This is a genomic window from Chryseobacterium sp. (assembly GCF_045629545.1).
GTDB lineage: Bacteria > Bacteroidota > Bacteroidia > Flavobacteriales > Weeksellaceae > Chryseobacterium.
In genome coordinates, this window is record NZ_JAZQRK010000014.1 from 1 (window position 1) to 12,576 (window position 12,576).

At 33.2% G+C, this 12,576-nt stretch carries 11 protein-coding genes and 2 pseudogenes; 6 read left to right on the forward strand and 7 right to left on the reverse strand.

Features of this window, described 5'->3' with window-relative positions; all coding sequences use genetic code 11:
• Positions 1-208: 208 nt before the first annotated feature.
• Positions 209-844, reverse strand: a complete 636-nt coding sequence (locus ACKI42_RS03295; protein ID WP_407402426.1) for a peroxiredoxin — start codon at positions 842-844, stop codon at positions 209-211.
• Between the two features lie 105 nt (positions 845-949).
• On the opposite strand from ACKI42_RS03295, the gene ACKI42_RS03300 reads away from it, so the two are divergent.
• Positions 950-1,825, forward strand: a complete 876-nt coding sequence (locus tag ACKI42_RS03300; protein WP_407402428.1) for a mechanosensitive ion channel family protein — start codon at positions 950-952, stop codon at positions 1,823-1,825.
• Positions 1,826-1,910: 85 nt separating this feature from the next.
• Here ACKI42_RS03300 and gap read toward each other — a convergent pair whose 3' ends face one another.
• The 5 genes and pseudogenes from gap to ACKI42_RS03325 form a co-directional block, all read right to left on the reverse strand.
• A complete protein-coding gene (gene gap / locus ACKI42_RS03305; RefSeq protein WP_407402430.1) occupies positions 1,911-2,921 on the reverse strand; it encodes a type I glyceraldehyde-3-phosphate dehydrogenase in 1,011 nt (336 codons plus the stop codon).
• A gap of 29 nt (positions 2,922-2,950) precedes the next feature.
• Positions 2,951-3,937, reverse strand: coding sequence for a 6-phosphofructokinase (gene pfkA / locus ACKI42_RS03310; protein ID WP_407402432.1), 987 nt, complete (start codon positions 3,935-3,937; stop codon positions 2,951-2,953).
• Between the two features lie 76 nt (positions 3,938-4,013).
• Positions 4,014-4,160 (reverse strand): annotated as a pseudogene (locus tag ACKI42_RS03315) (DUF4846 domain-containing protein); the annotation flags it as partial.
• Positions 4,161-4,331: 171 nt separating this feature from the next.
• Positions 4,332-5,090 (reverse strand): TIGR03915 family putative DNA repair protein, encoded by a 759-nt coding sequence (locus ACKI42_RS03320; protein ID WP_407402434.1) that lies wholly within the window; start codon positions 5,088-5,090, stop codon positions 4,332-4,334.
• 137 nt (positions 5,091-5,227) lie between these two features.
• Entirely contained in the window at positions 5,228-6,487 is a 1,260-nt protein-coding gene (locus ACKI42_RS03325) for a putative DNA modification/repair radical SAM protein (RefSeq protein WP_407402436.1), read from the reverse strand.
• A 148-nt stretch (positions 6,488-6,635) separates the two neighbouring features.
• On the opposite strand from ACKI42_RS03325, the gene ACKI42_RS03330 reads away from it, so the two are divergent.
• The 5 genes from ACKI42_RS03330 to sucC all read left to right on the forward strand — a co-directional run bounded on the left by ACKI42_RS03330 (position 6,636) and on the right by sucC (position 11,684).
• Positions 6,636-7,964 (forward strand): hydroxymethylglutaryl-CoA reductase, degradative, encoded by a 1,329-nt coding sequence (locus tag ACKI42_RS03330; RefSeq protein ID WP_407402438.1) that lies wholly within the window; start codon positions 6,636-6,638, stop codon positions 7,962-7,964.
• Between the two features lie 178 nt (positions 7,965-8,142).
• Positions 8,143-9,216: a hypothetical protein gene (locus ACKI42_RS03335; RefSeq protein ID WP_407402440.1), complete on the forward strand. Its 1,074-nt coding sequence runs from the start codon at positions 8,143-8,145 to the stop codon at positions 9,214-9,216.
• A 9-nt stretch (positions 9,217-9,225) separates the two neighbouring features.
• A complete protein-coding gene (locus ACKI42_RS03340; protein WP_407402442.1) occupies positions 9,226-9,858 on the forward strand; it encodes a hypothetical protein in 633 nt (210 codons plus the stop codon).
• A gap of 6 nt (positions 9,859-9,864) precedes the next feature.
• Positions 9,865-10,251: a DUF423 domain-containing protein gene (locus ACKI42_RS03345; protein ID WP_407402444.1), complete on the forward strand. Its 387-nt coding sequence runs from the start codon at positions 9,865-9,867 to the stop codon at positions 10,249-10,251.
• 242 nt (positions 10,252-10,493) lie between these two features.
• On the forward strand, positions 10,494-11,684 hold the full coding sequence (gene sucC, locus ACKI42_RS03350; protein WP_407402446.1) for an ADP-forming succinate--CoA ligase subunit beta: 1,191 nt from the start codon (positions 10,494-10,496) through the stop codon (positions 11,682-11,684).
• 767 nt (positions 11,685-12,451) lie between these two features.
• On the opposite strand, the pseudogene ACKI42_RS03355 reads toward sucC, so the two are convergent.
• A pseudogene (locus ACKI42_RS03355) lies at positions 12,452-12,576 on the reverse strand (IS982 family transposase); the annotation flags it as partial.

Here is a 12,576-nt window from a genome sequence, read left to right on the forward strand (position 1 = left end):
ATCTGGATTTGGAAATGAAGGTTTAAACTCTAACATCTCATTCAATGTAGGATTTAGTATATATTTACCTACTTCAAAAGGGAAACAAGTGGTAAACGACTTGAAAAACTAAGTATTTTTCAAAAATATTATATAAAAAGCCGCTCGAAAATATTTTCGAGCCGCTTTTCTTCCATTAAAAACTAAACTATATATAAAAAAATTAAAACTACTTATTGGGTTGAGGTGTATAACGTAGGTAAGGTTTTATCTCTGTAACGCCTTTAGGAAAAATTTCTCTAGCATCTTCTGTACTAATAGATGGTGGAACGATTACATCATCTCCATCTTGCCAGTTGACAGGTGTGGCAATTTTATGAGAATCTACCAATTGTAAAGAATCTAGAACACGAATAATCTCGTTAAAATTTCTACCTGTAGATGCAGGATACGTAATAATAAGTCTTACCCTTTTATCTGGATCTATAATCAATAAGGATCGCACGGTAGCTGTGGCAGAAGCATTGGGGTGGATAAAATCGTATAACGTAGAAACTTCCTTATCTTTGTCTGCAATGATAGGAAACTGTACCGTTGTATTCTGAGTTTCGTTGATGTCATCAATCCACTTTTGATGATCTTCTACTCCATCTACACTAAGTGCTAAAACTTTAGTACCTCTTTTGTCGAACTCAGATTTGAGTTTAGAAGTATATCCAAGCTCTGTGGTACAAACAGGAGTGTAGTCTGCAGGATGTGAGAATAAGATTCCCCAAGAATCTCCTAGGAACTCATAAAAATTAATATCTCCTACAGAAGTTTCTGCATGAAAATTGGGTGCGATATCTCCTAGTTTTATAGACATAATGTGTTGTATTTATTAGTCTACAAATTTAATAGACTTTTATCAGTTGGCAAAATATTTGCATAGAAATTTTTTTTTGAAAATAAAATAATAATTAAAATAATCATGAAAGAGACAGGTTTAGGATATATTGATGTAGTGTATAAAGTGTTGCAAGATTGGTATTTTACCTTTGCAGAACTAACACCAAAGCTTATTGTGGGAATCGTTGTATTCTCTTTTTTTTTAATCACGAGCAAATATCTGAGTAAGGTTTCTGTAAAAGTACTACACAAAATCTTTCCTAAAAGCCAAAATGCAGGATCCTTCGTCACCCTGATAAGTGTTTTCAGATTCCTGATCATGATTATGGGAACTTTCATAGCATTAGAAATTATGGGTTTCAGTGGTTTCTTGTGGAAGTTCATCGGAAGTTTGGGAGTTGCCGGGGTTATTGCGGGGGTTGCCCTAAAGGATTTGGTATCTAGTATATTTTCAGGTATGCTGATTGGGATTGATAAAGCCTTCAAGGTAGGCGATTACATCACCATCGGAAGTCATTCTGGTACTGTACAAGACATCGGGTTTCTTACCACAAAACTGATTACTGATGATGGTAAAAAAGCCTATATTCCAAACCAGGTGATCTTTAATGCTCCCTTTTATAACATTACCGCTTCGCCACAAAGAAAAATTATTTTAGATTTTGAAATCCCTGCTGATGAAGATATCCAAAAAGCACAAGAGGGAATTTTTGATGTGATAAAAAATCTAGAACACGTAGATAAATTGGAAACGGCTGATGTAATACTCACGAGTTTAAAACAAGGGGTTTTTACCATTCAAGCTAAATTTTGGATAGAAAGCGGAAGTAACATGTTTAGAATTAAAAGCGAAGCTCTGCAAAAGATAAAACAACGCTTAGATAAAGATCAAATTCCTTTGGTAACGCCTACTAGTATTAGTATTACCCATGCAGAAACTTTAGATTCTTCAAAATAAACTTATTATTAAGAATAGTTTTTTATAAATAAATGCCTCCCAATTAATTTTGGAAGGCATTTTTTATTATTTAAAATCTCAAATATTATTTTGAAAGTGTAGAAGCGTGGATCAACATATCTACCAATTTGTTAGAGTAACCCATTTCGTTGTCATACCAAGAAACTAGTTTTACAAATTTTGGAGATAACATAATACCTGCATCTTTATCGAAGATAGAAGTTCTCTTGTCTCCTACGAAGTCCTGAGAAACTACTGCATCTTCAGTATATCCTAAGATTCCTTTTAGTTCTCCTTCTGAAGCTTTTTTAATAGCTGCACAGATTTCTTCATAAGAGGTAGCTTTTTCTAATCTTACTGTTAGATCTACTACAGAAACATCTACTGTAGGTACTCTGAAAGACATACCTGTAAGTTTCCCATTAAGAGAAGGAATTACTTTTCCTACTGCTTTTGCAGCACCAGTAGAAGAAGGGATAATATTGTTAAGAGCAGCTCTACCACCTCTCCAATCTTTCATAGAAGGTCCGTCTACTGTTTTTTGAGTTGCTGTTGTAGCGTGTACCGTAGTCATCAAACCTTCTTCAATACCAAAGTTATCATGAATTACCTTTGCTAATGGCGCAAGACAGTTTGTAGTACAAGATGCGTTAGATAAGATTTTGATATCATCTGTCAATTCCATATGGTTTACACCCATTACGAACATTGGCGTATCATCTTTAGAAGGAGCAGAAAGAATTACTTTTTTTGCACCAGCGTTAATGTGTGCTTGTGCAGTATCTTTAGATAAGAACAAACCAGTAGATTCTACGATGTAATCTGCACCTATTTCGTTCCACTTCAAGTTGTTTGGATCTTTTTCAGCTGTTACTCTAATTTTTTTACCGTTTACCACAAGGTCATTACCTTCTACCGAAACCTCACCTGGGAAAGTACCATGTACAGAGTCATATTTTAGCATGTAAGCCATGTATTCTGCATTGATAAGATCATTGATACCTACTACTTCGATGTTACTTCTCTCAGTCATTGCTCTGAATACAAGACGACCAATTCTTCCAAAACCGTTGATACCTACTTTGATTGTTGACATAATTTTATTGTTTTAATTGTATAAAATAATTAGATTGCTAAGATTTCTGAGATCAATAATAGATCTTTATTTATTTCGTTATGTTTTTTTATAGCTTCTTCAATAGGAGTATACACCATATCGTTAGAACGCATACCTGCCATCACATTGCTTTCTCCAGCCATTAATCCTACAACCGCACCATATCCCAATCTACTTGCTAATACCCTATCTGCACAGCTTGGTGAGCCACCTCTTTGTATATGCCCTAATATGGCTACACGTATATCATATTCTGGAAACTCTTTTTTGGTTTTCTCGGAAAGTTCGTAAATGTTAGCTAGTTTTTCTCCTTCTGCTACCACCACTATACTAGAAGCTTTTCCAGTTTTTTCAGCATTTCTGAAAGTTGCAAATAATTCATCCAAACTATCCTTTTTCTCCGGTATAAGAATATCCAGTGCACCTGTTGCCAGACCACTATTCAATGCAATGAAGCCAGCATCCCTACCCATTACTTCGACGAAGAATACTCTATTGTGCGAGGTTGCAGTATCGCGTATCTTATCAATAGCGTCCATTGCCGTATTTAGCGCGGTATCATATCCGATGGTATTATCTGTCCCGAAAATATCATTATCAATAGTCCCTGGAACACCAATTACTTTGATTCCGAATTCTTCATTAAAAATTTTTGCTCCAGTAAACGTTCCATCTCCTCCAATACACACCAAGCCGTCAATTCCATATTTTAGGCAATTATCATAGGCTTGTTGACGGCCTTCTTTGGTCATAAACTCTTTGGAACGAGCAGATTTAAGAATAGTTCCCCCTTGGTTGATTATGTTTTTTACAGATCGAGGTCCCATTTTTAGAAAATCATCATGTATAAGACCATTGTAGCCCTCTCGTACGCCGTAGCATTCGATACCATAATAATTAGCGGTTCTTACCACCGCTCTCAATGCCGCGTTCATACCCGGAGAATCCCCTCCAGAAGTAAGAACTGCGATCTTTTTCACAGCACTATCTTTCATTTAGTAAAAAATTTCGTAGACAAATCTACAAAAACAAGTTCAGATAACGATAGTAAGTTATTAAGAATATATTATATTAAAATTTCTTGAAATCTGCGTCCTCAAACACATACCTTGCCGTATTGATTGTCAATGATTTAACATCCAAATGATACCAAGGAGAAATATTTTTCTCGTAGGGATTTGATAGTAAATGGATAGATTGAGCAGGTGTAAAACCCTTACTATATAAAAATTATTGTTCCCCATTTTCCTTCTTACAAACCCCAGAAATAAAGACTACATGACCTGGACTTCCAGGAGTAATCAGAAAATCTCCCGTTTTCAAATCTTGAGTAGAAGTAACTGTTTTAGATTCTTCATATAAAAATTAACTTAAAAAATTATACAAAATTTAATATTTCTCCGTAAGATATTTCCAATATCTTTTTGGAACGTGCTGAATATGAAGTTTTAAATTTTTTCTTTCTACAATATTTGTTTTGAAAAAATAACGCTTCCAAAGTTTTTGATAATTGTATTCCTCTTCATGAAATTTGTCGTGGTATTTTTTTAAATCTATTTTTTCTTCAGGATAAAAAAAATCACATCTTTCTAGATCATACAAAATTCCATAGTTTCTTCTCAAATCATAGATCATCCATTTTTGATCTTGATATCTTCCTTCAAAATGTTTGCGTATCAGTGGCAAAACATTAAAATCTGGATCTATCTTGGCAAAATAAACCTCATCTTGCATCTTCTCGAACCTTACAAAAGCAGTCATACGGTGTCTTTCTCTACTTACAGATTTTGAAATTTTAGAAATCTTCAAAATATCATCATCCGCATAATTTTTGAGAATATTAAGCGTTGGATGTTGCATAGATTGCTTTACCGCAGATAAAATGAGTTGCTCGTAACCTTTTTCTTCAGACAAAAAAACCTTTACCAACTCGTTTATTCCCGATTTCCCAATATTTTCCTCAAGCTTATTCAGAACCCTTTCCGATTTTTTTTCTTGAGTGATGACCTCATGTATTTCGGCAAAAATATTTTCTTGATGATAATTGGCTTCACTGATAATTTCCACCTCTTTATATTTATACTCGAAAACTTCAAATATAGCGGTAAAAAGTCCTTCAAAACTACCATCGTAAAGTAATGTAATCATGTTTTGGGTTGATAGATTTTGGGTTTGAGGGTTTTAGCGTCTTAGTGTCTTAGTGTCTTAGTGTCTTAATGTCTTAGTGTCTTAATATAAAATCTTCAAATCTATAGTTCTAAAAATCTTCAAATCTAAAAAAGCCTCTAAAACAAAGTCAGCTGTTGAGAAAATTGGTTTTCAAATTTTGAGGTACTTCCTCCAATTAATAATTTTTTCAAATTGATATCTGTCAAATGTCTCAAGTGAATATTACCTGCATTAAAATCAATAAAATATTTAGCACGATTCACTGCTGCGCCCAATTTTTTAAGATGTTCAATAGTCAACACTTGAAATCTTCTTGCATTTACAATTTTCTTAGCTGTTTTCACACCAATCCCAGGAATTCTAAGAATTTTCTGATATTCTGCCGTTTGAAGATTCACAGGAAATTGATCGAGGTGACGCAAAGCCCAACTTAATTTAGGATCCACTTCCAAATCTAAAAATGGCATATTAGGATCTAAAATTTCTTCGGCTTTAAAACCATAAAAACGCATCAACCAATCCGATTGGTATAATCTATTTTCTCGCAACATCGGTACAGCTGTGGTAAGTGCGGGTAATCTTGTATCCTCCAAAACGGGAACATAACCAGAATAATACACTCTCTTTAGATTATAATTTTTATAAAAATGATCTGCTACTTTGATGATTTGCAAATCGTTCTCATTGGTTGCTCCCACAATCATCTGAGTAGATTGACCTGCTGGTGCAAACTTTGGAACTTTTCTAAAGATTTTCTTTTCTTCTTTATACTGAGTGATTCCGTGCTGAATATACTTCATCGGGTTCAGCATATCTTCCCTATTTTTTTCTGGCGCTAATAATTTTAGTCCACTTTCTGTTGGAATTTCAATATTAATAGACAATCTATCAGCATACAAAGCAGCTTCCTGCATCAAAATATCACTCGCTCCCGGAATCGATTTCAAATGAATATAACCATTGAAGTTTTCTTCTAGACGAAGTTTTTTAGCAACTCTTACCAAACGTTCCATAGTGGTATCCGCATCTTTGAAGATACCCGAACTCAAAAATAATCCCTCAATATAATTTCGACGGTAAAAGTTAATCGTAAGATCTACAACTTCATCCACAGTAAAGGCGGCTCTTTTGATATCATTAGAACTTCTAGATACGCAGTATGCACAATCGTAAATACAATGGTTGGTAAGAAGAATCTTTAGTAAAGAAACGCATCGTCCATCTTCTGTATAGGTATGGCAAATTCCGGTTGCAGAACTATCGCCCAAGGCACCCTTTTTATTCTTTCTAGAACCTCCACTAGATGAGCAAGAAACATCATATTTAGCGGCATCTGCAAGAATTTCTAACTTTTCCTTTAATCGATCAAAATTCATAAATAACTATCTTAAGAGACATTAATTGTTTGATTTACAATACAAAACTAAGTCCAAAAAACAAATAAATTGCTCTAATATGCATGAAAGTTATCAACAATTCTAATAGACAAAATCACTATATTTACGGTTCATATAAAGATACACTATGAACCACCAACCCGTAGAAGGATTTTCTAAACTTAGCAAACAAAAAAAGATAGATTGGCTTGTAAGCGAATACCTATCCAACGATAAAAAGTACGAAGAAATATTAAAACAATACTGGAATAATGACCCTGACATTCAGAAGTTGCACGATGAATTTTCAGAGAATACCATTTCCAATTTTTATATGCCTTACGGAATTGCCCCGAACTTCCTGATTGATGGAAAACTAATGGCGCTACCTATGGCTGTAGAAGAAAGTTCTGTAGTGGCAGCGGCATCTAAAGCTGCAAAATTTTGGATCGATAAAGGCGGATTCAAAACTACAATTATCAATACCAAAAAATTGGGTCATACACATTTTATCATTGATGTTGAATCTCACAAGCTGCAACATTTTTTTAATTTTAAACTTAAGAAAAAACTTCTAGAAGCTACAGAAAGTATCACTGCAAACATGAGAAATCGTGGTGGTGGAATTTTAGATATAAAATTGGTAGATAAATCGGCAGAAATGCCCAATTATTTCCAACTAAAAGCAAGTTTTGACACTGTGGATTCTATGGGAGCCAACTTTATCAACTCTTGTCTAGAACAGTTTGGAAAAACTTTGAAGGAGGAAGTTGTACGAGAAGAAAATTTTAGCCAAGAAGAAAAAGAGTCGCTTCAGGTTGTGATGAATATTCTTTCAAACTTTACTCCAGATTGTATTGTGAGAGCTGAAGTATCTTGTAAAATAGAAGATCTGAAAGACGATAGCGGAATTTCTAATGAAGAATTTGCTAGAAAATTTAAACAAGCAATTACCATTGCAGAAATAGAACCTTACAGAGCAACTACGCACAATAAAGGGATTATGAATGGTGTAGATGCTGTGGTAATAGCTACAGGGAACGATTTCCGAGCTACTGAGGCTTGTGCACACGCGTATGCTGCAAGAGACGGAAAATACACTTCATTGACGCATTGTACCATTGATAATAGAATGTTTAGATTTTGGATAGATCTTCCTATTTCTGTAGGTGTTGTGGGCGGACTTACCAATCTTCATCCTTTGGTGAAATTCTCACTTGCTCTTTTAGGCAAACCTTCTGCGCAAGAATTGATGAGTATTTTGGCGGTTTCTGGTTTGGCACAAAACTTTGGGGCTTTGCGTTCTTTGGTAACTACCGGAATTCAGAAAGGGCATATGAAAATGCACTTGTTTAATATTTTGAACCAAATGGGCGCTACTGAAGAAGAGAAACAACATTTTGTAACATACTTCAAAGATAAAACGGTAACGCACCACGAAGTAATTACAGAATTTAATAGATTGAGAGCTCAATAAGATGTTTTCGATTATACTATCCGTTTTATTAATCTTGTTTGGAATTTTTCTTAAAATAACTCAAATTCCGGCTCTACAATCTTCGAAAAAGATGAGTTGGATGTTTATTGCTTTAGGCTTTCTAAGTTTAATAGGGAAAATCGTTTTAAAATATATTTAGAAATTAAACTTATTTCACTTGAAAAAATACAGTTTACTACTCTTTTATGTTGTTACTAATTTCTGTTTTGCTCAGCAGAAAGAACTTGCTGTTGTAGATCTTCCACCAAAAACAGAAAATACGGTTTTTCCAATGATAAACTATCCTTTGGATAAAAAAGTAGAAGAAAAGATCAATCTTTATTTGCAAGTTTCAGAATTAGAAACCATCCCAAATAGCAGAAAAAATCCGTTTCAATTGGCTATTACAGCAACTAATAGCTACACCAATTATGTGTATTTCTATGAATGGAATAAATTAGAAACTCCGAAAAATATTCTAAGCTTGATGCTCAATGGTGAGGCTACAGGTGCATATTCTGAAGTTTTTACTCAATGGAGAAATTTTGATATCAGAACTGGAAATCTCATTAATGCTATAGATTTATTTCTTCCTGAATCTAAAAAAATAATAGAAAGAAAAATTAAGAAAGTAATAGTAAAGAAAATTAATGATCAGATTGCACTTTTGAAATCTGAAAAAACCTCAACAGAAAATGATGCAGATGCTTTATCAATCTATGAAAACTGCTTTACAGAATATACATTAGATGGATTAGACTATTATTTTGAGAAAGATAAAATTATTTTTGTAGCAGGAAGATGCTCCAACCATGCTATGCGAGCGCTAGATGATTTGGGAAGTCATGTGGTTGATTTTTCTCACAAAGAATTGGAAAAGCACTTGAGTAGTTTCGGGAAAAATTTGTGGTCTGGATCTAAGACAGTGGGAAAAACGAGTTTTGACAACAAGATTTTCAAAGGAAGTATAGATAAAAAATATCCTATTACAATGTTGGTGCATGGCATTAATGAAGACGGATCATTTTCTGCCGACTATTGGTATGATAAGGAGAAAAAAATCATTAATTGGCGAGGAGAAATTAGCAATGATCATTTATCCATCATCGAAGATGATTATCATGATGAAAATTTGAAAAAATGGATCCCAAAAGCCAATATTGAAGCGGATATAAAGGGAAATAAGATTTTGGGAACATGGCAAAATTATAAAACAAAAAAATATTACACTCTAGAATTAGAAGAATTATAAAATAAAAAGATGATAAAACAGATTACAATTTTCGTCTTACACTTTTGTAGCATTTTCATTTATTCTCAAACGGATGTAAAGGCGGAGTTAGAAAAAATAAATAATGATTATGAAATAGAAAACGCCCTACTCCTCAAAAAAAACATCAAAAATAATGCTATAGAAAAAATAAAAAAATCGTTAGAATTTCAAGTTACAGATAAAAATAGGAATGCACACGAAATTGAAGATGAAGAAAAAATAATCCAAGAAAAATACAAAAATTTATATCGTCTTTTAATTTTGAAAATAGAAAAAGAAAACCCTATAATTGGACCAAAAAAAATTTCGGAAGTAAACCTTCCTACCAATGCTAACCAAACGATGATAGAAGCCTATCAAGAAATTAGCCTAGAGGTTAAATCTAGAATAATTTCTTCCTATTTTAAGAAAAAAAATGAAAATAAACAAACTCTACTTACGTTTAAAGTAGACTCAGACGGAAAAATAAAAAACATTGTAGGGCAAGGTAATGACGAAGAATTCACCAATTATGCGATTCTACTTCTTTATAGCTTAAACAAAAGACTGAAACCTATAGAAAAAAAAGGTGAATATATAGTTCAAAAATACAATTTACCTATAAAATTGATATTTAATTAAAAAAAAATGAAAACATTTACATTAGTTTTTGGCGCCGCATATGGTATGCTATCTATTATTTTCGGAGCCTTTGGAGCTCACGCACTGAAAAAAATATTATCAGTAGAACAATTAACCAATTTTGAAACGGGAGTACGTTACCAGATGTATTCTGCTTTCTTCTTGCTCATTGTGGGATATATTTTGAAATTTGATAATACATCGGATAAATGGATTTCGATATTCATGATTTTGGGGACTATCCTATTTTCTTTTAGTATTTACTTTTTAAGTTTACAGCAATATTTGGGTGCAAACCTGAAATTTTTGGGTCCAATCACTCCACTTGGAGGGCTTATGATGATTGTAAGTTGGGCGATGCTGATTTTTTATTTTGTGAAAAATGAAATATAATATTGCCAAAAAAACAAAATACGAGGCACCAATTTCATTCAGTTTTTCGCAATTGTAATTAAAAATACCCTTAAAATGTCAATAGCTATTGTATTTTTAAGTTATAAATACTCAACATTAACGCTGTTAAAAGCTAATAGTATAAAATCCAACTTAAATTTTAAGTCAATAAACTTTGATTTACGGGTCTTTTTATTAAATTTGTGAACCTTTAATAATAAAATTAATATAATAAAAATAATATGAATCTTCACGAGTATCAATCAAAAGAGATTTTATCAAAATACGGTGTAGCAATACAACGTGGTTTTGTTGCCAATAATGTAGACGAAGCTGTAGCAGCTGCTGAAAAATTAACTGCTGAAGCAGGCGCTCAGGCTTGGGTTGTAAAAGCACAAATTCACGCAGGTGGTCGTGGTAAAGGAGGCGGTGTAAAGTTTTCTCCAAACATGGACAAACTTAAAGAAAACGCTACCAACATTCTTGGAATGCAATTGGTAACTCCACAAACTTCTGCTGAAGGTAAATTGGTAAATTCTGTATTGATCGCAGAAGATGTTTATTATCCAGGAGAATCTGAAACTAAAGAATTTTATGTTTCTATCCTATTAGATAGAGCACAAGGTACAAACACTATTGTATACTCTACAGAAGGTGGTATGGATATTGAACACGTTGCAGAAGTAACACCTCACCTTATCCACAACGAATTGATAGATCCTACTTTAGGTCTACAAGGATTCCAAGCTAGAAAAATTGCTTTCAACTTAGGATTAGAAGGTAATGCATTCAAAGAATTCACAAAATTCATTACTTCATTATATAACGCATATGTAGGAATTGATGCTTCTCTTTTTGAGATCAACCCAGTTCTTAAAACTTCTGATAACAAAATTATCGCTGTAGATGCAAAAGTAACTTTGGATGGTAACTCATTGTTCCGTCACAAAGATCTTGAAGCGCTAAGAGATACTAGAGAAGAAGATCCTATTGATGTAGAAGCTGGTGAAGCTGGTCTTAACTTCGTGAAGTTAGATGGTAACGTTGCTTGTATGGTAAACGGTGCTGGTCTTGCTATGGCGACTATGGATATCATTAAATTATCTGGTGGTAACCCAGCTAACTTCTTGGACGTAGGTGGTACTGCAGATGCTGCAAGAGTACAAACTGCTTTCGGAATTATCCTTAGAGATCCTAACGTAAAAGCAATCTTGATCAACATTTTTGGAGGTATTGTTAGATGCGACAGAGTAGCTCAAGGTATAGTAGATGCTTACAAAGCAATGGGAAGTCTTCCTGTTCCTTTGATCGTAAGACTACAAGGTACAAACGCTGTAGAAGCTAAACAATTAATTGATGAGTCTGGTCTTCCAGTACATTCAGTGATTACTTTAGAAGAAGCTGCAAACAAAGTAAAAGAAGTTTTAGCTTAATTCTAAAATTTTAATATAAAGAAAAACCGTTCCATTCAGTTGGAGCGGTTTTTTTACTTTTAATAATAAAAGAAGTATTTTATTCAAAAATAGATCACTATTTATTGTGATATTTAATATAATTATCTATAATCACTGATAATCAGCTATCAACTTTTTATTTTTCTCTATATTTGTTACTAAACACACAAATATGGAAATAGTACTGCTTCTAGCCGTTCTTATCTTGGTCATCATTTTATTTAATAAAAATTCTAATCATCAGAAAACATATCAGAACGATATGAATATTTTGAAGAAAAAGATTGATGAACTTTCGCGCACAATTTCAAAACAAAATACTTCTACTCTTCCAACTGTAAATACTTTGCAAGAAGAAATTTCTGTGCTTAGAGAAGAATTAAAAGTTGAAGAAAAGCCTTCTGTTGAAGAGCCAATATATAATCCTCATGAGGAGAACTATGAGGAGGAATTAAATACTAATTATGATGAATCACTTACTGAAGAACTTACAGAAAATAAAGAAGTAGATGCTGAGGAAGAAACTTCTAGCATTGCAGCATTCTCATCAGAAGATATTGCTAGTGAAGTGAGCGAGGAAATTGCTAAACCTTATATACAAGAACCTCCAAAACCTTATGTTCCGAAAAAATCTTGGTTGGAGACATTCAGAGAGAAAAATCCAGATATAGAAAAATTTATTGGAGAGAATTTAATCAACAAAATTGGTATTTTAATCTTGGTATTAGGTATTAACCTGAGTTCGATTAATAAAACATTGCTAACTGATTATTTTTCAATGTTTCATATTTTAGTGATGGTTTTTTTGGCAGAAAATTATAAGCAATAATTCCAGCTACAAGATTGCTCATAAAGTTTACTACTGAACGAT